Raw genomic sequence first — 23,327 nt, forward strand, 5'->3', positions numbered from 1 at the left:
AAAAAGGCTGTGATATTGTATGTCCCTTGGACTTTATCTGCATATTCCCTACTGTTTTTCCAAATGCCGGTACTGCGATTTTTATTCCCACCCCGGGGAGCGGGGCGTACCGGACGCCTATGTGGACGCGCTGCTGCGGGAGCTGCACCGCTTTGCGCCGGATGCGCCCCTGCGGCCGGACACCCTCTATTTCGGCGGCGGCACGCCCAGCCTGCTCACCCCGGCGCAGGCCAAGCGGCTTATCCGGGCAGCAGACCCCGTGCCCGGTGCAGAGATCACCTTGGAGGCAAACCCCGAGACCGTCACCGAGGAGAGCCTGCGGGGCTTCCGGGCGGCGGGGGTGAACCGCATCTCCTTCGGGGTGCAGTCCGCCCGGGACACCCAGCTGCGCACCCTTGGTCGTCCCCACAGCGCCAAGCAGGCGCGGGCAGCCTTTGCCGCTGCCCGGCGTGCCGGGTTCGAGAACATCAGCGGCGACATCATGCTGGCATTGCCCCACTATACGCAGGCCGAATTTGACGAGACACTGGAGCTGATCGAAAAAGGCGGTGCCACCCACATCTCGGCTTACCTTTTAAAGATCGAGCCGGACTCTGCCTTCGGCAAGCACCCGCCAGAGGGTCTGCCCACCGGCGATGAAGCTGCTGATTTCTACCTTTATGCCGTGGAGCAGCTGGAACACCACGGCTACCGCCAGTACGAGATTTCCAACTTTGCAAAGCCGGGCTATGAAGGCCGTCACAACCTCATCTACTGGGACTGCGGCGATTATCTTGGCCTTGGCCCTGCGGCGCACTCCTGCATGGGCGGCAAGCGGTTCTGCTACGCGCCGGACACCGCCGCCTTTCTGCAGGACGCCGCCGCACCCATCATGGACGGCAGCTGCGGCGCAGAGGACTACCTGATCTTACAGCTGCGGCTGCGCAAGGGACTTGACCTCGAAGCCTACAAAACCCTGTACGGCAAGCAGTTTTCCACCGCACAGCTGGCCTTTGTGCAAAACTGTGTCCGCGCCGGGTACGCCACCTTTGATGGCCGCATCCTCGCCCTGACCCCCGCCGGACTTATTGTGCAAAACAGTATTCTTGCACAGCTGCTCTGACAGACGGATGAAGTGAAAACAACAAGGCAAAGTATCGTAAAGCAAAACCGCAGCGTATTTTGATACGTTGCGGTTTTTTGGTGGGCGCGGGTGGATTGCGCGAGTCTGTTCGAATCCACCCGCTCTATGAGTTTAGCCTTGTTACAAAGCAAAAGCCTCAGCGCACTTGAATACGTTGAGGCTTTTTGGTGGAGCGAAGCAACCCAAATCCGAACCATTGCCCTCTGAGGCATCTTTGGCGGCGATTTCATCGAAAGTGATGGTTTTTGTGCCGTCTTTGTAGTTGAATGTAATCAAAACTTTTTCATCGTAGAGATAAACAGCATTCACGAATGTATTGATAAGCGTTTCCCGGTGGCTTTTCACGTTCGGGTCGAGCTTGCGGAACCGGGTCAGCCAGAAACGGACCTGATTTTCACTCAACCGAGGCCGAGCGATTTTTTCTTCGGCAATCCGAATCTCAAGTTCTTTCTGCTGGGCTTCCAGCTTTTCCAAACGCGATTTGGTGGAGTTGGTCAGCACACCTGCTTGGATGGCGTTCAGCATATTTTCAATGCCGTTCTCTACCTCGCGCATCTGCTTTTCCAGCAAAGGGAGTGTGGTGTTTTCCTGTTCCTGCAACTCCATCACTTCTGCAACGATGGCATCAATCACGGCATCGTCCTGAATCAGCTTCATGGTTTCAGCTACGACCAAATCTTCCAGCCATTCCTTACGGACGGTCTTTTTCTTGCAGGTCTTGAAACGCTTCGCGGTGGCGCACTTATAATAATGATGAACGACCTTGTTTCTACCCGTGCCGCACTCGCCGAACATCATCGCGCCGCACATTCCGCAGAACAGCTTGGTGGTGAGCAGATAATCGTCCTCGGCTTTGTGACGGGCAGGAGCGCGGCTGTTCTTTTTGATTTTCAGCTGCACTTCTTCAAACAAGTCCTTGTCCACGATGGCCGGGATGCTGTCGGGCATCACAATGTCCTTAAAGTGGTTTTCTCCGATGTAACGTTTGTTCGTCAGCAGCGTCTGAACACTGTTGTAGGTGAACTTCTGGTTGCGGTTGGTAGTCACACCACTGTCATTCAGCCAGTTCATCAGTTCTTTCATGGTCGCGCCCTCATTGTACCGCTGGAAGGCTTCTACCACAAAGGGAGCTTTCAGCGGGTCGATTTGAAAGAACTTCTCTTCGTCCACCTTGAAGCCAATGGGAATCGTGCCGCCGTTGTACTTCCCCTTTAGAACATTCTCGGTCATGCCGCGTACGACCTTTTCAGACAGCTCTGCCGAGTAGTATTCAGCCATGCCGGTGAGCATACTCTTGACCATGATACCCGCAGGGCTGTCAGAGATAGGCTCGGTGGCAGATACCAGCTTGACATGGTTGCGTTCCAGCAGGTATTCGTAGTGTGCCGAATCGTAACGATTTCGGGCGAAACGGTCAAGTTTCCAGACCAGCACGATGTCAAACAGCCGTTTCTCGCTGTCCTTGATCATCTGCTGGAAGTCCGGGCGGTTGTCGGTTTTGGCAGAGAGCGCACGGTCGATGTAGTGCTTGATGACCGTGATACCGTTCTTTTCGGCGTAGGCGGTGCATTCCCGAATCTGCCCTTCGATGGATTCCTCGCGCTGGTTGTCGCTGGAATAGCGGGCGTAAATCACAGCGGTCATGGCTGCACCTCCTTATTCATTCTCCGCAGACGGTGTCACCGTTCTGCACTTCCTTGATACCAGCCTGTAAAGCGGTATGGAGCTGTTCATCCGTCATGGTGTCTGCATTCAGCGCAGTCGGGGCTTTCGGCAAGGACAGTGGAAACGGAATGCCGCCCGTCAGCGTAATCTGACGCAGGTACATATCAATGGCGGTCGCCATTGGAATGCCGAGCTGCTTCAGCACATCCTCGGCTTGCTGTTTGACGATAGGACTGACCCGGACATTCAGCATTTGTGTTTTTTCCATGGGTATCACCTCACGATTATTGTAATGCTTTTTGCATTACAAATCAACAGCTCCATTTACGACAAAGAAAAATCTACGAATTGCACAAGAATAAGCCAAAAGTCTCGGCAATATTCACGATATTTCAACTCGTAAGATATGAATGTGGCGTCCATTCAGAACGAGGGAATACAGTTTTGCAAGATCCCTGCCATCTGGCATTTAGGGAGAACCAGTTTTTCCCACAGAGGCTTGAATATTTTCTGAACCGGCAGCATATTCCGGTTTGCAAGAGCTATCCGATAAAAGTATCTGTGCTCTTTGCTATAGCTCAGATAAGGCATCAACATCGATTCACCTTGATGTTCTCGCTCAGAGGGCCATTCTTCGGTAATGCGGAGCAGTTCGCCGTTCAGATAATCTTCTGCGTCCTGTAACATTGCATGAATGTCTGTATCCATCACCGACTTGACGGCATTGGTTTGAGTGGCCGACCCAGATATCTTAAATTATCTCTCTATGTTTACAAAACATCTGTGATTCTCTCTTTCTATTACGTAAGGACGCAAATGAGGGGCCCCATAAACGTCCTACTAAAAAAAAAGGAGATTATTACTATGTTACTCAAAAATGGAAGTACCGGAAACTATGTTATGTACCTGCAGTATGGACTGCATATCATGTGCTGCCCTCCGGGTAGTTTTGACAGCAAATTTGGCTCTGGTACTGAAAATGCTGTTAAGAAGTATCAGGGCAAAAAAGGTCTTACCCAAGATGGCATTATTGGCGATGGTACATGGAATGCACTGGTAAGCGACATTAAAACTATCCAGCAGCTCCTGAAGAACAAAGGTTATTACGCCAGTACGGTGGATGGCCTTGCAGGTTCAGGCACTTATAACGCTGTTATCAGTTTTCAGAAAGCATCCGGCTTGACTGCCGATGGTATGGTCGGCAGTGCCACCCTGAACGCATTGAACGCTTCTTCGGGCGGTACAAGTGGTCAATCTCATTCAATCACTCTGCCTACTGATAGAAACTATCTTTGGGCACAGAAGAATTCGGAGATTGTTAAGCTTGTTGGAAATAGCGGTTGCTCGCTTGTTGCTGTGTTGAATACCGCTAATATCTATGGTCCTCGTGAATTCACCCCTAACGAAGTCCTGACTGCCTGTGGAAATTGGGGTGCAAACGGTCTGAATACTTGGGCTCTTCCCAGCGAGTGCAATGGTAAAATCGACACGAGCAAATACACTCATGGCGGTAAGGTGCAGGCGACTGTATTCAGTGCAGTCAAAGCAAGTATTGACAATAACCCTCCCATCATTATTCGACTCAACAGTAGCAATGGCAAAAAGACGCATTTTGTCACAGCGATTGCTTATACTGGCGATTGCTCCTCTGCAAGTAGCATTTCCGTCATTGATCCTGCTGGTGGTGTCATTCGAACTCTTGAGGAAGCGGGAACTGCACGCAATGAAACCGTATACGGCGATTATATCGCAACCGCTCGTCGCTCCTAAATATCTCTACTCTCTTCATCAACAATAAGTTGTAAAGCATCATTTTTTAGCATATATCCCCCCCAAAGTCTTTTCTCAACTCTCGAAAAGGCTTCGGGGGGGATTTTTCAATGCCTATTATATGCAACACTTTTCACTATCTGCTTATCCAAGCTCAGGCGAGTGATATTTATTTACTCTCCACACATACCCAACTTTTACCAACTGCATTTCATATTCGACTTTATTCATGTCATCATATGAATACTCATCATGTACCTCATACGTTTCATTGGGATTATAGTATGCAATCATTACAAAATTCACTTGTGCTTCCGTTTTATTTTTCAAATAGTATCGCACTGAGCAGAAATCATCCGGATAATATTCTCCCACATATCCCGTAAAATATGGAATTTGTGCCAAATCATAGTCATCACAAACGGCGAGTTTTCCATTATAATTCGCAAACTTTTTCTCAATTGAATCTTGTGACAAGAAATCATTTGTAAAAATAGATTTCATATATTCTTCAAACTCTTTATAAGAATTTTGATAGACCTCATAATCATGTCCGTTCAGTTTTACATATGTCGGCGCATTTTGCGTCATAGGCACAAAAGTCGGAGCATCTTCAATTTTAAAATTCAGTCCTTTTAAGTTACTTGATTGTCCCCAAAGTGCATAGTCCATTTTCTGCGCTTTTTCAAAAACAGTATATTGATCTTGATCTAAAAATACCGAGGTCGAATCAACTAACGTCTGGGAAAAATCTTGCAAATCATTTTTTTCTTCAGAATTGCATGAACTTGACGATGTATCCTGTGACGAAACTGCTGTGGACATTGATGATGCTGTTGTATCATTCATTCCACATCCCACCAAATTCACCACAATACAACCCAGAATCACTATCATTTTTACACTTTTTGCACAATTCATATGTTCTCCTTTTTTACAAGTTTATCAACATATTGTTTAGTTTCTATTGCTTTCTTGTAAACTTTTTATATTAGCTCACAAAAATCTATTTTTTCGTTTACAAATCTTAACATTTTTTCTCTTTCCTCTTAAAAGGAGGAAAGAAAATTGAATTATACGCTTTTTGACCTTTTTCTAAATGCATATAACGGCAACTCCTTTGCACAGCTACAAATCGTCCAACGTTTTCAGCCATTACTGAAAAAATATGCAGCTCTTCTTAAGTATGAGGATGCCTATTCAGATTTACAATTATATCTTCTCGAATTACTGCATTCCGGAAAATTGACCAAACTTCAAAGAAAAGATGACGGCACATTAGTGAAATATATTGAATCCTCTATCCGGCATCAATACATTTCGCTTAACAGCCGAAAAAACGCCGTAGATAACTCTGTCATCGCAAGCGTTGATGAAATTGATTTCGATCAGATGTCTTTGTCCTCAAACGATGAATATCCTGAACTATTGATTTCCGATTTACATTCTGTTCTTCAACCTTCTGAACTGACCTTATTATCTCAATTTGTTTTTAAAGGAATGAGCATCGCAGATATAGCAGAAAAATCTGGTGTCAGTAGACAAGCTATCAACCGTAAAAAGCTTTCTATATTAAAAAAATTAGAATGTGCATTCTTCCCTAAAACTTCCAAATAAATTCTCATTCATTTTGATTTCATTCTTTAGTGTATAAAAGCTATTTTCTTCGCTTCCTTTAATCGAACCACCACGGCAGTTCCAACCACAAATTATCCATGGCCTGTTCCTCGGTCTTTTTAGCACGGCTCTTTGTCAGGTGGAAGTATATCGCTGTACCGATCAGGGGATGCTCCTCACCGTCTGTGAACCCATAGCGGTACAGCAGATAGGTCTGCTCCCGGTCGGTCAGGCGTTGCAGACCGTTGTACAGCTCCCGGCGCGATTCCTGCTCCTCCATAATATTCTGCGGCTGCATGGCGTAAGGGTCGGCTATAGCTTCGATGCGCCGCAGTTGTTCCTCTCCCGGCAGAACATCGTCCAGCGAAACGCGCTGGTAGTAGACGCCGTCCTTGTCCTCCGTTACCATCCGCTGCTCAAAAGCGGCAAAGGCATCCCGTACCATGTCCATCATGGCGTTGCGGATGGCAGGAGCCGCATAGGTCAGGAACTTCATGCCGCGCGCTGCATCGAACTTCGGCACAGCTTTCCATAAGCCCAGATTGCCCGCCTGTTTCAAATCGTCCGTGTCAAGGTTCAGGCCAGCCTGTGCCAAATTCATGCTGCGAAAAAGGTCATTCGCCACCTTGCCAATAAAGGACTTGTTGTTGTCGATCAGGCTGTCCAGCGCGGCAGCATCGCCTTTCTGTGCCAGCGCACAAAGCCGTTCATTCGTCTGCTTCATGGGCGTTTTCCTGCTCTGCGGCAGACTGCAAGATTCCCAGCAGACCGTTCCGCAGATGTTCCAGTGCTTCCGGCGTGGCTCCTTCCATGCCCGAAACACTGTCCAACATTGCATCTGTCAACTGCTCTGCCGTAATCGTTGGGTGCTGCACATCCTGCCCTTTGGTCAATTCAGTGAACATCTTCTCTGCCACTTTCTTGCTCATGGCTTCCTGTTCGGCGTAATGGCTCCCGATCCCCTTTTTGATTTCCTTGACCGCCGCCATGAAGTACATTTCAATGTCATCAAGATCGCCTTGATACACCGGCTTTCTCCGAAGGCTGATGTCCTTTGCGGCTTTGGCTGCTTCCGGGGTCTTGACCTTTGTGCGCAGCAGGGTGCTCAATGTCGTGAGCATGGCGTTCTGTGCTGCGATGCCGGAAGCAAAGGTATCATCAAAATACTGCGATATGCGGTAAGTAAGCTCTGCGAAGCGAGCGTTTTCCAGCAGCAGGTTGACCACCTCTGTATTGACACGTCCTGTGTAGAGGTTCTTTGCAGCTTCTACGGACAAGCCTAACTCGGCAATGTCGTAGTTCTTGCGGTCGGGAATGTTGGTTTCTCCCAGCAGAAAATCCGTGGACACGTTGAACAGCCTTGCAATTTTCAGCACCTGCTCATGGGTCAGGGTTCCCTTTGCACCGCTGATAAAGCGGCTGATGGTGCTCTTGGAGCAGCCGATTTCCTTGGCAAGCTCCGGTTGGCTTATGTTGTGCTCTTTCATCAAGTCCGCAAGACGGACGTTGGATGGTGCGGGCAGATATTCCTGTGCCACGTGGTCGGCCCTCCTTTTGGCGTTTTTTCTCATTATAATACGCTTTGCCGTTTTGTTCAATATACGGTTTCCTCTCTGCCCTTGCTGTTGCAACTCTGCAACCAGTAAGGGCTTTTTTCTTTTTCCGTTGCAGTTCTGCCGCTTTTGCGCCTTTCCTGCAAAATTTTCCGTATATTCAGGCAGGAAGCAAAAAACACCAGAGTTCCCACTTTGGGGTCTCTGGTGCAGTACATAATATCGCTTTGCCCGGTGGCCGCAGGGTGCGGGGCTTTGTGGGCATCGAACCGCTTGTCCACCCCTGTCCGTAAAAAGTGCATTTTTTCACGGAAGAAGTTCGTACAACCTGTACGGTCTGTACTTGTACGCACCCGTACGGCAAGCAGAAGCAAATTAAAACGTGTTATCGTTTGTATTTTGGATTTCTGTACGTCGTACGAACCGTACAGGTTATTTGAAGTCCGTACGCAATTTTTTCAGATGCGTACGGAGCAATCAAGTTCGCATTGTGCGAACTTGATTGTAATTCTCCCGCAGGAGACGTTCCCCCTCGGAGAGTCCTCGAAGAGCCCACTACACTTTGCAGCCCATAGGGATGAAAGTGTCATAGTGTGTTATTACACTTCCGGGGAAGTGCATTTCCGTCCCCGTCACCTTCCTCTGAACCCCGAAAGGAGGGATGCCCTTTGGCAAGAAACGATGGCGTTGACCGCACCAGTGTCCGAAATCTCGCCGTTTCGGACAAGGCCGTTGGCAACACCCAGCAGCACAATGAGCGTGAAAAGGACAGCTATCGAAACCCCGACATTATCCCCCAGCGCACCTCATGGAACGTCCACTTCAAAAAGCCAACCGCCAGCTACACCGACCTATTCGCCCAACTGGAAGCCGCCGAAACCATCTCCACGCGCGGCTTGAAGCCGGATGCTACCCACTACTGTGAACTTGTCTTTGATGTCAACTCGGCCTATTTTGACAATCACGGTGGCTACGAGTTCGCCAAGCAGTTCTATGAGGATGCCTACAAAGCCGCCGTACAAATCGTAGGCAGTGAGCAATATATCCTCTCGGCAGTCATGCACGCAGATGAGATCAACCGTGCCATGACCGAAGCACTGGGCCGGGAGGTCTACCACTACCATCTCCACGTGGTCTATGTGCCTGTGGTGGAAAAGCAGATCCTCTGGTCGAAACGCTGCAAGGACAAGGCACTGGTCGGCACCGTCAAGGAGACCGTCATGCAGGTCAGCCGAAGCAAGAAGTGGGCTTCCAAGCCCCTGCTGGACGATGCTGGAAAGCCTGTCCTGCAAAAGAGCGGCAAGCCAGTCCTGAAGAAGTCGTACAGTGTCCTGCAAGACGATTTCTTCAACTATATGCGCAATGCCGGGTACACGGATGTAGAGCGCGGTGAGCGTGGCAGCACTGAAGAACACCTGACCGTCACCCAATTCAAAGTCCAGCGGGAGCAGGAGCGTCTGGACAGCCTGACTTCTCAAATCGACCAGAAAGAACAGTCGCTTGCCCGAACCAGCACCGCTCTCTCCAAAAAGGAGAAGGAACTTGCCGCTGTGCAGAAAAAGGCCACGCTCACGAAAGAAGCCCTCATTCATGCGCACGATCTTGATTATATCGGCAAGCGCACCTTCCTCGGCAACTATTCACTGACCGAAGAAGAATTCTCCAAGCTGAAAAAACAGGCCGACCACGGCTATATGATGGATGTAGAGAACCGCCACTTGAAAGAAGAACTTTCCACCGCCAAGAAGGAAGCTGCTCATTGGGGTCAAAAGTATCATGAGCTCTGGTATGAAGTGAAGCCCTATCTGGACGCGCTCCACCGTGCGCCTGAACTGGTGCGCAGCTTTCTGGAAAAGATTCTCGCCCTCAAGCAGGAGCGCACCATGAATGTGCCGCAGAAAAACCGCAAGCGTGGGCAGGATATGGAACTTTGAGTTTCGGAGGATACCATTTGAACAAAAAGAAGAAGTCGAACAAATCCGGCTACCCGGATGAAGCAATCAAGACCCTTGCGCGTTGCTTTTATCCCTCCATGGTTGAGTTTTTCAACAGTGAGGAAGGCCAGCGTGAATATGAGGAATGGCTGAAAGAGCAGGAAGCTCTACAAGCCTTGCCTGTTGCAGCATAAAAACAGCAGGACGCTCCCGGTAAAGGGAACGCCCTGCCTTATATAGATGTATCTCACCGAGGTGTGTCCAGTTGAGCACACCTCTTATTTTTTTGTCCTTAATCTTCTAACCTATGGCTCCCGGCCACATTCTTCAAATATTCCTCCGGGTCACCGTTCAGAATCAAATCTGCATAGCCCAGCGGATCATTGTAGATGAGGTAGTCCAGTTCCGTCTGCTGTGCCATAGTCACATTCAGTGCATCCTCGACCCCGGTACAGTCAATGGAGATTTTTCTCCCGTCCCGGAGCAGCAGCTCCACGCAGCCAGTGTCTATATTAAACTTGCAGGCTCTTTCATCGTACTTCATAATCATACCCTCCAAATCTTGTTATTGGCTTACGGTTTATGACAAGGTATCGGGGTTTTGCGCCGTCCACGGGAGCCTTCGTTGTTGTACCCGAAGAAAACGAAAAATCCGAACCCTTCTCCAATCGGAAATAGGTTCGGATTTTTCTTGTTTGGTGGGCGCGGGTGGATTCGAACCACCGAAGCTGAAAGCAGCAGATTTACAGTCTGTCCCCATTGGCCACTCGGGAACACGCCCATATTCTTTTGTTGTGCATCCGTTCGCCGGACGACTTGTTTATTTTAGCATGAGAAAGGGGTTTTGTCAACTACCTTTTTTACTTTTTTTCAGCAGGCTTACAGTCCCCTGCCCGCCGCGCTCTATCCGGTTGAATTGCGTCCTGTTTTATGTTAAAATAATGTAAAGATTTTACAGGCAGGAGTGGGTCATCGCATGGAGTCAACAATCAACGATGCACCGCAAATTTCTATCGACCGGGAAAAGACGCTGCGCGGCCACCGGCGTTACTGGGTGCTGCGGCGTGCACAGGACATCGTATTCTCCCTGCTGGCGCTGATCTTGCTTGCGCCGCTGGCACTGCTGATCAGCCTTGCCATCGTGCTGGACAGCCCCGGAGACGGAGTTATTTTCCGGCAGCGGCGGGTAGGACGGGACGGCAAGCTGTTCTGGCTGTATAAGTTTCGCACCATGTGCCCGGACGCCGAGGAGCAGCTGAATGAGCTGCTGAGCCAGAACCAGATGGATGGCCCGGTGTTCAAGATCAAGGGGGATCCCCGTATTACCCGGGTGGGACGTTTTCTGCGCAAGACCAGTCTGGACGAGCTACCCCAGCTGCTCAACGTGCTGCGGGGCGATATGAGCATCGTGGGACCGCGCCCCGCACTACCCCGGGAGGTAGAGCTGTACAGCGACTACCAGCGCCAGCGGCTGTACGTCACCCCCGGGCTGAGCTGCTACTGGCAGATCGCACCCCACCGTAACGAGATGAGCTTTGACGAGTGGGTGGCGCTGGATCTGAAATACATCCAAGAGCGCAGCTTCTGGGTGGACTGGAAGATCATCATCCTCACCGTCCGCGCCATGCTCATGAAATACGGAGAGTGACAAAAGCGCCTGTTGTGCATTCGCACAACAGGCGCTTTCGTTACGTTTATTTCAGCACCGCACCCAGATTTGCACTGGTGACCATGCGGGCGTAGCGGCTCAGCCAGCCGGTCTTGATGTTGGGCTCCGGCGCAACGTACTTTGCCTTGCGCTCGGCCAGCACTGCATCGCTGACCTCCAGCGTGATGGAGGCGTTGGGGATGTCGATGGTGATGGTATCCCCTTCCTCGATCAGGCCGATGGGGCCGCCGGAGGCCGCCTCCGGGCTGACGTGGCCGATGGCGGCACCACGGGATGCGCCGGAGAAGCGGCCGTCGGTGATGAGCGCTACCGTCTTATCCAGCTTCATGCCTGCCAGCGCAGAGGTGGGGTTGAGCATCTCCCGCATGCCCGGGCCGCCCTTGGGGCCTTCGTAGCGGATGACCACCACATCGCCCGGGACGATCTTGCCCGCGTAGATAGCGGCAATGGCCTCTTCCTCGCTGTTGAACACCCGCGCCGGGCCGGAATGCTGCTGCATCTCCGGGGCGACAGCGCTGCGCTTGACAACGCAGCCGTCCGGGGCAATGTTGCCCCACAGGATCTGCAGACCGCCGGTCTCAGAGTAGGGGTTCTCGATGGGACGAATGGCCTTTTCGTTCAGGATATGGGCACCCTTGATGTTCTCGCCAAGGGTCTTGCCGGTGACGGTGGGCACATCCAGATCCAGCAGGCCCTTCTTTGCCAGCTCTGCCTGTACTGCCGGGATACCGCCCGCCGCGTACAGATCCGGCATGTGGGTGGGGCCTGCCGGTGCCAGATGGCACAGGTTGGGGGTCTTGGCGCTGATCTCATTGAACAGCTTCAGGTCGATGGGCACACCGGCCTCGTAGGCGATAGCCAGCAGGTGCAGCACCGTGTTGGTGGAGCAGCCCAGCGCCATATCGCAGGTCAGCGCGTTGCGGATGGAGCGCTCGTTGATGATCTGGCGCGCGGTGATGCCCTTGCGCACCATCTCCATCACGGCCATACCGGCGTGCTTTGCCAGCTGCAGGCGCTTGGAGTACACAGCCGGGATGGTGCCGTTGCCGGGCAGGGCAATGCCGATGGCCTCGCACAGGCAGTTCATGCTGTTGGCGGTGTACATACCGGAGCAGCTGCCGCAGCTGGGGCAGCAGTTGCAGGTGCAGTCCTCCAGCTGCTCGTCGGTGATCATTCCGGCCTTATAGGCACCCACGGCCTCGAACATCTTGGAAAGGCTCACTTCCTCGCCGCCGTAAGTACCGGCCAGCATGGGACCGCCGGAGCAGACCACAGCGGGCACATCCATGCGCACCGCTGCCATCACCATGCCGGGCACGATCTTATCGCAGTTGGGCACCAGCACAAGGCCGTCCAGCTGGTGTGCCATCAGCATGGTCTCCACGCTGTCGCAGATCAGCTCACGAGAGGCCAGAGAGTACTTCATGCCCACATGACCCATGGCGATGCCATCGCATACACCGATGGCGGGGATCAGGATGGGGGTACCACCGGCCATCTGCACACCGGCCTTGACAGCCTCGGCGATCTTATCCAGATTCATGTGGCCGGGCACGATCTCGCTGTGGGCGCTCACCACGCCGATGAGGGGGCGCTCCAGCTCCTCCGGGGTGTAGCCCAGCGCATAAAACAGGCTGCGGTTGGGCGCGCGCTCCGAGCCCTTCGTCACGTTGTCACTTCTCATGGTTTGTTCCTCTTTTCCTTATAACAAAAGACCCCCTCCCAAAGGAGGGAGCCTTTCTTAGTTTTAAAAGCAGCTTTTGGCTGAACTCCTTCCGTCATCGCTTGCGCGATGCCACCTCCCTCACGGAGGGAGGCTTCACGCTGCGGTCAGACAAAAGGCTCCCTCTTTGAGAGGGCTGTCGCCGCAGGCGACTGGGGGAGTTCATTACTTCTTCAGCCAGCTCATCATGCTGCGCAGCTCAGCACCCACCTTCTCGATGGGCAGCTCAGCCTCCATGCGGCGCTTGGCAAGGAAGTGCACCTTGCGGCCGCCCTTGGGGCTCATCTCGGTCAGGAACTCGGAAGCAAAGGTACCGTCCTGGATCTCGGTCAGAACCTTCTTCATCTCCTTGCGGGTCTCCTCGGTGATCAGGCGCTTGCCGGTGCGGTAGTCACCGTACTCAGCGGTGTTGGAGATGGAGTAGCGCATCTTGGAGAAGCCGCCCTCATTGATCAGGTCAACGATCAGCTTCATCTCATGGCAGGTCTCAAAGTAGGCCATCTCGGGCTCGTAGCCAGCCTCCACCAGCGTATCGAAGCCGGCGTGGATCAGCTCGGAAACACCGCCGCACAGCACGGCCTGCTCGCCGAACAGATCGGTCTCGGTCTCCTCCTTGAAGGTGGTCTGCAGGATGCCTGCACGGCCTGCGCCGATGCCGGAAGCATAAGCCAGAGCAATATCCTTGGCCTTACCGGTGTAGTCCTGCTCCACGCAGATCAGAGAGGGGCAGCCCTCGCCCTCGGTGTACAGGCGGCGCACGATGTGGCCGGGGCCCTTGGGGGCGATCATGATGACGTCCACGTTCTTGGGAGCGGTGATGGTCTTGAAGTGGATGTTGAAGCCGTGTGCAAAGGCCAGTGCCTTGCCCTCGGTCATGTAGGGAGCCACCTGCGTGTTGTAGATATCGGCGCACAGCTCGTCGGGCACCAGCATCATAACAACGTCACCGGCCTTGGCAGCCTCTTCTACTTCCATGACCTTGAAGTTGTCATGGGTGGCAGCGAACTCAGAAGCCTTTGCCCAGTGAGCAGAGCCCTTGCGCAGGCCCACCACAACGTTGACGCCGCTCTCGGCCAGATTCTCAGAGTGTGCATGACCCTGACTGCCGAAGCCGATAACAGCGACGGTCTTGCCGTCCAGCACGCCGAGGTTGCAGTCGGAATCGTAGTATTTCTTGATAGCCATAATCGTTAGTCTCCTTTTACTTTTTCTGATTGGTTTATCTTCCGGTCTTGTATGCTCTGTTCTATCTTTCTTTCGCTCACCCTGAGCGGAAAAGCAATGTGATTTATGCCCGTCTTGCGCCCGGCGGGGGCAGCTGGACGGAGCGCACCTCCTGCGGCGGCTTCTGGATATGCTGGTGCATCCCGCCGCGCTCCAGTGCAGTAACGCCGGTGCGGCACTGCTCAAGGATGTTGTAACCCTCGAACATTTTCAAAAATGCGTCCAGCTTGTCCGGCCGGCCGATGAGTTCAAACACCATGCTGTCCGGGGAAAGATCAATGATCTTTGCCTTGTAGATGCAGGCGATCTCCCGCAGCTCGGTGCGGTTGTGCACGTCCGATTCCACCTTGAGCAGCAGCAGCTCCCGCTCCAGCGCTTTTTCGCTGTCCAGCACGAACACCTGCCGGGTGACTTCCAGCCGCTCGGTCTGCAATACCAGCTGCTGCAAGGCCTTTTCATCGCTGGTAATGGTCACCGTGATGCGGCTGACTGCCGGGTCGTTGGTGGCGGACACCGTAAGGCTGTCGATATTGAAGCCGCGGCGGCAGAACAGGCTGGACACCCGGGCCAGAACGCCGCTCTGGTTGTCCACCAGCAGGCTGATGACCCTGCGCTGATCAGATTCCATGATGCTGTGTCCTCCTTATTCCATGATGATGTCGTTGATATCGCCGCCGCCGGGGATCATGGGCAGCACCTTTTCGTCCTTGTCAATGATGCACTCGATCCAAGTGGGGCCTTTCTGCTGCAGGGCATCTGCAAAGGCTTCCTGAAACTCCGGCAGATTGGTGCAGCGGTAGCCCTTCAGGCCAAAGCCGTCTGCCAGCTTGACAAAATCTGTCTTGCGGTGGGGGTCGGTCTGGCTGTAACGCTTGCCGTAAAAGCTGGTCTGCCACTGGCGCACCATGCCCAGCACCGAGTTGTTGAAGATGACCGTGATGATGGGCAGCTCGTAGCTGACGGCGGTGCAGGCTTCGTTCAGGTTCATGTGGAAGGAGGCGTCACCGGTAAACATCACCACACGCTGCTGGCGTCCCAGTGCCATCTGGGCACCAATGGCGGCACCGTAGCCAAAGCCCATGGTGCCAAGGCCGCCGCTGGTGATAAAGCCACGGCTCTTGGTGTGGCGCAGGTACTGCGCCGCCCACATCTGGTGCTGACCCACATCGGTAACATACACGGCGTCGGGGCCGCACTGGTTGCACACCTCGCCGATGACCTGATGGGGCATCAGCCGGGTGGGGTCGGACACGGGGTGGTAATCCTGCGCCTGCCAGCTCTGGATCATCTTCATCCATTCCGGGTGCTTGGCGGGCTTGATCTGGGGCAGCATGGCGTTCAGCACATAGGCTGCATCGCCCACGATGGAAAGATCCACATCCACGTTCTTGCCCAGCTCGCTGGCGTCAATATCGATCTGGATGATGGTGGCGTTTTTGGCAAAGGTCTTGGGGTTCAGCGCCACGCGGTCGGAAAAGCGGGTACCCACCGCGATGAGCACATCGCACTCTGCCACCGCCCGGTTGGAGGTGTAGCAGCCGTGCATCCCCAGCATGCCCAGATTCATCGGGTCACCATAGGGCACAACGCCTGCGGCCATCAGGGTGTAGGTGGCGGGGATCTCCGCCTTGTGCAGCAGATCCCGCAACGGCTGGCAGCTGGCTGCACTGCGCACGCCGCCGCCAAAGTACACCAGCGGACGCTGTGCGGCGTTGATGAGGTCTGCCGCCCAGTGCACCTGCTCTTCATTATAGGTAGTCACGGTGCGGATGGGCTCCGGCTGCTTGGGGGTGAACTCGCACACTGCTGCGGTCACGTCCTTGGGGATATCCACCAGCACCGGGCCCTTGCGGCCGCTCTGCGCAATGCGGAAAGCTGCCCGCATGGTGTCAGCCAAGTCCTCTACCCGGCGCACCGTGAAGTTATGCTTTGTGATGGGCACCGTGATGCCCTCAATGTAAGCTTCCTGAAAGCCGTCCTTGCCAATGCTGCTGGTGGGCACATTGCCGGTAAAGGCCACCATGGGCACCGAGTCCATATAGGCGGTTGCAATGCCGGTGACCAGATTGGTGGCACCCGGGCCGCTGGTAGCCAGCACCACGCCGGTGCGGCCGGTGGCGCGGGCGTAGCCGTCCGCTGCATGGGCTGCGCCCTGCTCGTGGGCGGTAAGCACATGGGTGATGCGGTCGGCATTCTTATACAGCTCGTCGTAAAGGTTCAGCACAGCGCCGCCGGGGTAGCCAAAAAGAGTGTCCACTCCCTGCTCGCACAGGACCTCTACAAAGATCTGAGAACCATTCAACTGCATGGTGTTGCTCCTATTCCTGTTCCACTTCTTATCCATTCCCCCGGGGAGAGCTTTTGAAAAAGAAAAAGCCCTTGTCCCCTGCTTCTTTCAAGAGACAAAGACCTTGTAACATCAAGCTCTCTGCGGTACCACTCTCGTTGGCGTGCTGTGCACACCCTCTCACGGGCTTCCAGCAAAGCCCTGCACGGTAACGGCTGCAACCGGCGCTGCTTACAAGGGTTTTGCACCCGTTGGGCAGGCTGCTCCGGGATGATTTTCCGCACGAAACGCTGACTGCCTTGCACCAGACGGCAGCTCTCTGAACAGTGGGGATCGTGTGGTACTTTTTCCCATCTGCGCATTTGTTGATGTAAATTATACTATAAACCGGGCTTTTGTCAATCGACAATTTGTAACCTGAATCAGCCCAAAGATGAAGCATTTTTAACACCCCTTGCATCCCCGCCCGAACCGCTGTATACTTTTGATATCCGCGTACCTGCGTTTTGTAGGGTATGTGCCAATGGAGAGGAAAAGGGATCGACCTATGAAATTAAGAGAATGGAATGCCCATCTGCATGGGCTTGTTGTGTTCCGCGCCCTGCTGAACGACCCTGTTGTGGCAAAGCTTTTAGACCTGACCGACCGCATGGAGGCAGGCTGCTCCTCCTACGGCCCGGTGTGCGATGCCGTAGCCGCCTTTGAGGCCGCTTTGTTCGAGTACACCACCAACTGGGGCAGCTACCTGAGTAATGCTGTGCTGGAGGCCGAGACCATCTGCGTGCGGCAGGCCGCTGCCGGGCAGCTGGACGCGCTGCTGCAAAGCGCCCTGGACAGCGAGCTACAGTTTTTGCAGCAGCTGTGCGGGCTGACGCTGGACGAGCTGTTCCAGACCGCCTACTCGGAGCAGGCGCAGCGGCCGGAACTGGCGTTTCTGCCCCGGTGGCAGACCTGTGAGCTTGACCTTGCCGCCGCCTACGCCCAGCGCATGAGCGAGGTGGGCAAAAAGGGCTACGGCATGTTTGCAAAGCACCATGTATTCACGGTGGAAAACGGCCAGCTTGTGCCGGTAAAGTACCCCGACCCGCAGCGCCTTTCGGAGCTGCCCGGCTACGAGAAGGAGCGGGAAAAGGTGATTGCCAACACAAAGGCACTACTGGCCGGGATGCCCGCCAACAATGTGCTGCTGTACGGCGACGCCGGTACCGGCAAATCCAGCGCGGTAAAGGCCATTGCCAACGAGTTTGCGCCCGAGGGACTGCGGCTGGTAGAGGTAAAAAAGAACCAGCTGTACCAGATCCCCGACCTGATGGACAAGCTGGCGGCAAACCCGCTCAAGTTCATCCTGTTCATCGACGACCTGAGCTTTACCGCCAACGACGACAACTTTGCCGCCCTGAAGGCTATTCTGGAAGGCAGCGTAGGCGGACGCGCCCAGAACATTGCGGTGTATGCCACCTCCAACCGCCGCCACCTCATCAAGGAGACCCTCTCGGACCGCACCGGCGACGACATCCATGAAGCCGACACCCGGCAGGAGCTGATGAGTCTTTCCGCCCGGTTCGGCCTTACGGTCACCTTCCAGCGGCCGGAAAAGGCACGGTTCGAGACCATTCTGGAAGAGCTGGCAAAGCAGCACAACATCCAGATGCCCACCGAGCAGCTGCTGCTCAAGGCCGAGGCTTTCGCCCTGCGCGCCGGCGGCCGCAGCCCCCGGGTGGCCAAGCAATTCATCGAGCAATGCGAGGCCGGTGTGCAGAAGTAAAAATCGGTTTTCCGAATATGATGCCAAAAAGCGGGACACCAAAGCATCCGCAGATGCTCCGGTGTCCCGCTTTTCCTATCTTATTTATTCGCTCAGTCCCGCACAGCGATGCACTCGATCTCCAGCTTTGCGCCCTTGGGGATGGCTGCCACCTGCACGCAGCTGCGGGCGGGGAACGGCTCGGCAAAAGCCTTGGCGTACTCTGCGTTCACTGCGGCAAAATCGTTGATGTCGGCCAGAAAGATCACCGTCTTGACCACGTTGTTCATAGAAAGCCCTGCCTCGGCCAGAATCGCCTTCAGATTGGCAAGGCTCTGTGCGGCCTGCTGCTCCACGGTATCAGCCATGGTGCCGGTGGCTGGGTCTACCGGGAGCTGCCCGGAAACAAACACCATATTGCCCAGATCCAGTGCCTGACTGTAAGGGCCGATGGCGGCAGGTGCGTTGGTAGTAGATACGACTTTCATAGTAGCAGTTCTCCTTTGTTATAAAATCACAATTTAGAATGGCCTCCGCTTCGCTCTGGCCATAAATAGCGGAATCATTCTTTTTTATTTTGCGTTTGTCGTGCCCTGCGGGGCACGACAAACGCATTTTTCACCGAAGAGATCGGCACATGAAGCGGCATCTCAATCGCTGCCGTTTCGACCATGGCCTTTCTCGTGAAAAGGCAATCCAGAAAAGCCCGCAGGCTTTTCTGGATTGCAAATATAAAAATAAAATTTCCGCTGAATATAGCCAGAGCGAACGCGTCGGCTATTCCAAATCGTCCAATTATCTTTATTATACTCTTTCGCTGACCAGCTGGAAGCCGGCCTTGGTCAGCTCGGTGCGGATCTGCTCGATCTGAGCGGCATCGCGGGTCTCCAGCGTCAGCTTGAGGAAGCAGCTGGAGATGGGCATATTGGGGTCGGAGCCGTCATGCTGCACCGACACCACATTGCTGCCGCAGCGGGATACCACCTCGGCCACCTTTTTCAGCTGGCCGGGCTTGTCCTCCAGTGCAATGGTCAGGTTTGCCTTGCGCCCGCTCATGACAAGACCACGGGTGATGACGCGGTTCAGGATGTTCACATCAATGTTGCCGCCGGAGATGACGCAGGCCACCTTTTTGCCCTCCACCGGCAGCTTGTGGAACAGTACTGCTGCCACCGGCACAGCGCCTGCCCCCTCAGCCACCAGCTTCTGGTTCTCCATCAGGGAGAGGATGGCCGCCGCCGTCTCATCCTCAGTCACGGTAACGATATCGTCCACATACTGCTCGCACAGCTGATAGGTCAGCTCGCCCGGGGTCTTGACCTGAATGCCGTCCGCAAAGGTGGAAGCAGCTTTCAGAGTCTGGTACTTGTGCTCGTGCAGGCTGCGGTACATACTGGGGGCGCCCTCGGCCTGTACGCCGTACACCTTGACCTCCGGCCGCAGGGTCTTGATGGCAAAGGCGATGCCGGAGATCAGTCCGCCGCCGCCCACCGGCACCACCACAGCGTCCACATCCGGCAGCTGGTCAAGGATCTCCAAGCCGATGGTTCCCTGCCCGGCAATGACCTGCTCGTCATCGTAGGGGTGGATAAAGGTCATGTCGTACTCTTTTTGCAGCTGCACGGCCTTGTCGTGGGCTTCGTCGTAGGTGCCGGGCACAAGGCAGACCTCTGCGCCCAGATTTTTGGTGTTCTCCACCTTCATCAGGGGCGCGCCGTCCGGCATACAGACGATGCTGCGGATGCCGCGCCGGGTAGCCGCCAGCGCCACGCCCTGCGCATGGTTGCCTGCAGAGCAGGCAATGACGCCCTTGGCGCTCTCCTCCTCGGAAAGCTGGCTGATTTTATAGTAAGCGCCCCGCACCTTAAAGCTGCCAGTGGCCTGCAGGTTCTCGGTCTTGAGGTACAGCTGGCAGTCCTTGGACAGCTTAGGGGCTTCGATGAGGTCGGTCTTGCGGGCAACGTCCTTCAACACAAAGGCGGCGTGGTAGATCTTATCCAGAGTCAGCATGACAGATACTTCCTTTATTTTTCGTGATGTCCTCCAGTATAAGTTACAAAAATTGTTTTGTCAAATGAATTCCATTCACGATAAACGGCATAAAAAAGAGAAAGGCAGTGGTAAAGCGCCACCGCCTTTCTCTTTTTATTCTCATTATCGCCCACGGCCACCGCCGCCGCCGTGGCTGGAACCACCGCCCATGCCACCGAAGCCGCCGCCAAAGCTGCCGCCGCCGAAACCGCCGCGTCCGGCACCGCCCCCGAAGGAGCCGCCGCCCATGCCGCCAAAGCCGCCGCGCGGAGGCCGGGGGCCACGGGAGCCGCCGTAGAAGCCGCCCGGCGGGGGAGGCGGCGGGCCGCGCCGTCCGCGCCGTCTGTAGGGAGGCCGCGGCCCACCGAAGCACCACAGCCAGCCGCAGGGGCTGGCAAAAACATAGGCCATCGACCGGATAATGACGATGAGCAGCACAACGCTGACCACAAGGGTCAGGATGTCGGTCAGGGTGCTGCCGCCGCTGCTCTGCCCGCCCTGATAGCCGGGCTGCACGGTGCTGCCGTTCCCGGTACTGCCGGAAAGGCTGACGCCGTAGATATCCGCGATGGTGTTTGCCACGTTCCGGGCACAGGTGGTCACCGCGCCGTCATAATCCTTTGCGGCAAACTGATCTTCCATGGTCTGGGCAATGGCGCTGGACTGCTTTGCCAGCGTGGTGTTGCGGAAGCCGTCGCCGTAGGTCAGGTAGTAGTCACCGTCCGCATACTGCGCCGACTCCATCACCAGTAAAATCAGCACGCCGTTGTTCTGGGAGGAGGAACCGATGCCCCATGCGTTGAAAGCCTGTGTGGCGTAATCCTCTGTGGAATCATTGCCCGTGTATTCTACTGTCAGTACACCGATGGTGGCTCCTTTGCAGTTGGCCTGCAGCTGGTTGTTCAGGTCGATGATGGTCTGCTCTGTGCTGCTGTTAAGGACGTTGGCCTCATCCACCACACACTGGTCCTTGGGCAGCTCCGGCAGGTCGGCTTTCGCTGCATAGGCCGGGCTGAGGGCAGACAGACACACCACCCACACCAGCACCAGTGCGCTGATGCGTTTTGCAAAGTTTTTCATGCGAAGGGTTCAACCTCCTTCACGCCGGACAAAACTCCCAGTACACTGGCCGGGAAGCCGCCGACTTCCTTCTGATATTCATACACCGCTGTATTATACTGCAAGGTGCCAATGATGGTGGCTGCGCTGTTGAACTGGCCGTACTGCCCCTGCACCGCGCCCATCTTCATGGGGTCTGCGGCCTGCTCCTGCAATTTTGCATACAGCTGGTCGATGGCGGTGCCCAAAGTCTCGTTGTCCTCATAGAGGGCATGGAGCCGGGTCTTGCCTGCCTTCACGCCGTCCAGGTCGTTGCTGAACGCCGTTAGTGCATCCTGTGCAGTCAATACTTCAGCATTATCTGCCCCCAGCGTATTGCTGGCGGTGGTGATAATGTTCGCCGCCGTGTTCTCCCGGGTGGTCAGCTCCTCGCTCAGGTTATAGCCGTTGTCAGCGGCGACCCCTGCGGTGAACCACTGGCGGGCGGTGTTGTATTTGCCGCGCAGCTTGGCGCTGCCAAAGCCGAAAAAGGCGGCCAGCATTACCACTACGCTTAAAGCCAGCGCCGCCGCCCGGGTGGAAAGCGCAGCGGGCAGCTTTGCTTCCAGTGCGGCCAGCTTCTGCTGGCGGGGCGTCAGCGTTACGGCCTGCTCCGGCTTTGCTTTTTCGCGGTAGCTGCCCGCGTCAAAACCGCCGGGAGCGGTTTGTTTGTTCTGAGAAAAATCAGCGTTTGCCATTTCAGCTCCGGATCTCCATCATTTTGGTTTTCAGCTCGTCCTCGATGCGGGTCAGCTCCTGCTCGGCGGCAACGCGCTTTGCACGGCCCTCGCTCTGGATCTTGTTCAGCTCGTCCAGCGTCTCGATCAGGCTCTTGTTGGTCTGCTGCAAGGTCTCGATATCCACGATGCCGCGCTGGCTCTCCTTGGCGGTCTCGATGGTGCCCAGCTTCAGCGCCTCGGCGTTCTTCTTCAGCAGGTCGTTGGTCATGTTGGTCACAGCGCGCTCAGCCTGCATGGCCTGCTGGCTGTGTGCCAGACCCAGTGCCAGCACCATCTGGTTCTTCCACAGCGGGATGGTGTTCACGATGGTGGACTGGATCTTTTCCGCCATCATGGTATTGTTGTTTTGCAGCAGACGGATCTGGGGGCCCATCTGCAAGCTGATGTTGCGGGTCAGCTCCAGATCATACAGCTTTTTCTCAAAGCGCTCGCACTGATCGGCAAGGTCGCGGGCGGCCTGTGCGTCCTCCGGCAGACCGGAGACCTTGGCCTTATCCATGGCCTGCTGCAATTCGTTGGCACGCACGTCAGCCAGCTTTTTCTTGCCGGCAAGAATATACATGCTCAGCTCCTTGAAGTAGGCCATGTTCAGCTCGTACATCTTGTCCAGCATGGCGATGTCCTTGAGCAGCTGCACCTGATGTGCCTCCAGCATGGACTGGATCTTTTCCACGTTAGTCTCGGTCTTGTCGTACTTGGTCTTGAGGGCATCCAGCTGGCTGGTTTTCTTTTTGAAGAAGCCCATAATGCCCTTCTGCTGCTCCTCGTTGGCGTCAAAGCTCTTCAACTCGCCGATGAGGTCGGTGATCATATCGCCCACCTCGCCCAGATCCTTGGTGGACACCTTGGAGAGAGCGGCTTCAGAAAAATCGCCGATCTTCTTCTGGCAGGCAGAGCCGTACTGCAGCACCTGCTGGCTGTTGGTGATATCGATCTTCTGGGCAAACTGATCCACCATGGTCTGCTCCTCGGGGGTCAGGTTCACCTGTGCTTCCGGGGCAGGGGCAGCGGCGGGCTTTTCCTCCTGCGGCACAGCGGCGGGGGTGGGGTCCAGCGTCAGGGTGGGCACTGCGGGGGCATCCAGATCAAAGTTCAGGGTATTGTCAGCCATAAGTGATTCCTTCCTTTCAAAATCCAGAGGGGTATTCC

Annotated in this window: 24 protein-coding genes, 1 tRNA gene and 1 other annotated feature; of the genes, 7 read left to right on the top strand and 18 right to left on the bottom strand. The window is 54.8% G+C overall.

Annotation, left to right across the window (positions count from 1 at the left end):
• Positions 1-19 precede the first annotated feature (19 nt).
• Complete coding sequence (hemW, locus tag MTP36_RS13085; protein ID WP_249251232.1) at positions 20-1,102, top strand: radical SAM family heme chaperone HemW; 1,083 nt, start codon at positions 20-22, stop codon at positions 1,100-1,102.
• A gap of 141 nt (positions 1,103-1,243) precedes the next feature.
• Here hemW and MTP36_RS13090 read toward each other — a convergent pair whose 3' ends face one another.
• The 3 genes from MTP36_RS13090 to MTP36_RS13100 all read right to left on the bottom strand — a co-directional run bounded on the left by MTP36_RS13090 (position 1,244) and on the right by MTP36_RS13100 (position 3,475).
• Positions 1,244-2,767 (bottom strand): recombinase family protein, encoded by a 1,524-nt coding sequence (locus MTP36_RS13090; RefSeq protein ID WP_249251234.1) that lies wholly within the window; start codon positions 2,765-2,767, stop codon positions 1,244-1,246.
• A gap of 16 nt (positions 2,768-2,783) precedes the next feature.
• On the bottom strand, positions 2,784-3,056 hold the full coding sequence (locus MTP36_RS13095; RefSeq protein ID WP_117505255.1) for a type II toxin-antitoxin system RelB/DinJ family antitoxin: 273 nt from the start codon (positions 3,054-3,056) through the stop codon (positions 2,784-2,786).
• A 155-nt stretch (positions 3,057-3,211) separates the two neighbouring features.
• Positions 3,212-3,475 (bottom strand): hypothetical protein, encoded by a 264-nt coding sequence (locus MTP36_RS13100; RefSeq protein WP_117535048.1) that lies wholly within the window; start codon positions 3,473-3,475, stop codon positions 3,212-3,214.
• A gap of 177 nt (positions 3,476-3,652) precedes the next feature.
• Between MTP36_RS13100 and MTP36_RS13105 the strand changes: the two genes are divergently transcribed.
• Entirely contained in the window at positions 3,653-4,558 is a 906-nt protein-coding gene (locus MTP36_RS13105) for a peptidoglycan-binding domain-containing protein (protein WP_249251236.1), read from the top strand.
• A 144-nt stretch (positions 4,559-4,702) separates the two neighbouring features.
• On the opposite strand, the gene MTP36_RS13110 is transcribed toward MTP36_RS13105, so the two are convergent.
• On the bottom strand, positions 4,703-5,455 hold the full coding sequence (locus MTP36_RS13110; protein WP_207657950.1) for a hypothetical protein: 753 nt from the start codon (positions 5,453-5,455) through the stop codon (positions 4,703-4,705).
• A 171-nt stretch (positions 5,456-5,626) separates the two neighbouring features.
• Between MTP36_RS13110 and MTP36_RS13115 the strand changes: the two genes are divergently transcribed.
• Complete coding sequence (locus tag MTP36_RS13115) at positions 5,627-6,175, top strand: sigma-70 family RNA polymerase sigma factor (protein WP_117534687.1); 549 nt, start codon at positions 5,627-5,629, stop codon at positions 6,173-6,175.
• A gap of 58 nt (positions 6,176-6,233) precedes the next feature.
• On the opposite strand, the gene MTP36_RS13120 is transcribed toward MTP36_RS13115, so the two are convergent.
• The 3 genes from MTP36_RS13120 to MTP36_RS13130 are packed head-to-tail and all read right to left on the bottom strand — an operon-like array spanning position 6,234 to position 8,102.
• Complete coding sequence (locus MTP36_RS13120; protein WP_242915081.1) at positions 6,234-6,899, bottom strand: sigma-70 family RNA polymerase sigma factor; 666 nt, start codon at positions 6,897-6,899, stop codon at positions 6,234-6,236.
• Entirely contained in the window at positions 6,883-7,713 is an 831-nt protein-coding gene (locus MTP36_RS13125) for a helix-turn-helix domain-containing protein (RefSeq protein ID WP_249251240.1), read from the bottom strand. Before MTP36_RS13125 ends, MTP36_RS13120 begins: the two co-directional genes overlap by 17 nt.
• Positions 7,714-7,769: 56 nt before the next feature.
• A complete protein-coding gene (locus MTP36_RS13130; protein WP_249251242.1) occupies positions 7,770-8,102 on the bottom strand; it encodes a hypothetical protein in 333 nt (110 codons plus the stop codon).
• A gap of 294 nt (positions 8,103-8,396) precedes the next feature.
• Between MTP36_RS13130 and MTP36_RS13135 the strand changes: the two genes are divergently transcribed.
• Both MTP36_RS13135 and MTP36_RS13140 read left to right on the top strand, forming a co-directional pair.
• On the top strand, positions 8,397-9,662 hold the full coding sequence (locus MTP36_RS13135; RefSeq protein ID WP_249251244.1) for a plasmid recombination protein: 1,266 nt from the start codon (positions 8,397-8,399) through the stop codon (positions 9,660-9,662).
• Between the two features lie 17 nt (positions 9,663-9,679).
• On the top strand, positions 9,680-9,856 hold the full coding sequence (locus MTP36_RS13140; protein ID WP_223387700.1) for a hypothetical protein: 177 nt from the start codon (positions 9,680-9,682) through the stop codon (positions 9,854-9,856).
• 98 nt (positions 9,857-9,954) lie between these two features.
• Here MTP36_RS13140 and MTP36_RS13145 read toward each other — a convergent pair whose 3' ends face one another.
• Positions 9,955-10,206: a DUF6061 family protein gene (locus MTP36_RS13145; protein ID WP_249251247.1), complete on the bottom strand. Its 252-nt coding sequence runs from the start codon at positions 10,204-10,206 to the stop codon at positions 9,955-9,957.
• Positions 10,207-10,358: 152 nt separating this feature from the next.
• A tRNA-Tyr gene (locus MTP36_RS13150) sits at positions 10,359-10,443 on the bottom strand.
• 195 nt (positions 10,444-10,638) lie between these two features.
• Here MTP36_RS13150 and MTP36_RS13155 point away from each other — a divergent pair.
• Positions 10,639-11,310, top strand: coding sequence for a sugar transferase (locus MTP36_RS13155; RefSeq protein WP_249251249.1), 672 nt, complete (start codon positions 10,639-10,641; stop codon positions 11,308-11,310).
• A gap of 46 nt (positions 11,311-11,356) precedes the next feature.
• Here MTP36_RS13155 and ilvD read toward each other — a convergent pair whose 3' ends face one another.
• The 4 genes from ilvD to ilvB all read right to left on the bottom strand — a co-directional run bounded on the left by ilvD (position 11,357) and on the right by ilvB (position 16,586).
• Positions 11,357-13,015, bottom strand: a complete 1,659-nt coding sequence (gene ilvD / locus MTP36_RS13160) for a dihydroxy-acid dehydratase (protein WP_249251252.1) — start codon at positions 13,013-13,015, stop codon at positions 11,357-11,359.
• A gap of 204 nt (positions 13,016-13,219) precedes the next feature.
• Positions 13,220-14,239: a ketol-acid reductoisomerase gene (gene ilvC, locus MTP36_RS13165; protein WP_005920728.1), complete on the bottom strand. Its 1,020-nt coding sequence runs from the start codon at positions 14,237-14,239 to the stop codon at positions 13,220-13,222.
• A gap of 103 nt (positions 14,240-14,342) precedes the next feature.
• On the bottom strand, positions 14,343-14,906 hold the full coding sequence (gene ilvN, locus MTP36_RS13170) for an acetolactate synthase small subunit (protein ID WP_005920730.1): 564 nt from the start codon (positions 14,904-14,906) through the stop codon (positions 14,343-14,345).
• A 15-nt stretch (positions 14,907-14,921) separates the two neighbouring features.
• A complete protein-coding gene (gene ilvB, locus MTP36_RS13175) occupies positions 14,922-16,586 on the bottom strand; it encodes a biosynthetic-type acetolactate synthase large subunit (protein ID WP_112121381.1) in 1,665 nt (554 codons plus the stop codon).
• 87 nt (positions 16,587-16,673) lie between these two features.
• Positions 16,674-16,931, bottom strand: a binding site (T-box leader).
• Between the two features lie 181 nt (positions 16,932-17,112).
• Between ilvB and MTP36_RS13180 the strand changes: the two genes are divergently transcribed.
• The gene (locus tag MTP36_RS13180; RefSeq protein WP_129872699.1) at positions 17,113-18,330 is read left to right on the top strand and encodes an ATP-binding protein; all 1,218 of its coding nucleotides are present in this window, start codon (positions 17,113-17,115) and stop codon (positions 18,328-18,330) included.
• Between the two features lie 92 nt (positions 18,331-18,422).
• On the opposite strand, the gene MTP36_RS13185 is transcribed toward MTP36_RS13180, so the two are convergent.
• The 5 genes from MTP36_RS13185 to MTP36_RS13205 form a co-directional block, all read right to left on the bottom strand.
• Entirely contained in the window at positions 18,423-18,797 is a 375-nt protein-coding gene (locus tag MTP36_RS13185; protein WP_117553830.1) for a RidA family protein, read from the bottom strand.
• Positions 18,798-19,113: 316 nt separating this feature from the next.
• The gene (gene ilvA / locus MTP36_RS13190) at positions 19,114-20,319 is read right to left on the bottom strand and encodes a threonine ammonia-lyase (protein ID WP_249240646.1); all 1,206 of its coding nucleotides are present in this window, start codon (positions 20,317-20,319) and stop codon (positions 19,114-19,116) included.
• A 144-nt stretch (positions 20,320-20,463) separates the two neighbouring features.
• Positions 20,464-21,420 (bottom strand): TPM domain-containing protein, encoded by a 957-nt coding sequence (locus MTP36_RS13195; RefSeq protein ID WP_249251254.1) that lies wholly within the window; start codon positions 21,418-21,420, stop codon positions 20,464-20,466.
• Positions 21,417-22,136: a LemA gene (locus MTP36_RS13200; RefSeq protein WP_249251255.1), complete on the bottom strand. Its 720-nt coding sequence runs from the start codon at positions 22,134-22,136 to the stop codon at positions 21,417-21,419. The genes MTP36_RS13195 and MTP36_RS13200 overlap by 4 nt, the downstream gene beginning before the upstream one ends.
• Position 22,137: 1 nt before the next feature.
• A complete protein-coding gene (locus tag MTP36_RS13205; protein ID WP_249251256.1) occupies positions 22,138-23,289 on the bottom strand; it encodes a toxic anion resistance protein in 1,152 nt (383 codons plus the stop codon).
• Positions 23,290-23,327 lie beyond the last annotated feature (38 nt).

This window comes from Faecalibacterium sp. I4-1-79 (assembly GCF_023347235.1).
Lineage (GTDB): Bacteria > Bacillota > Clostridia > Oscillospirales > Ruminococcaceae > Faecalibacterium > Faecalibacterium tardum.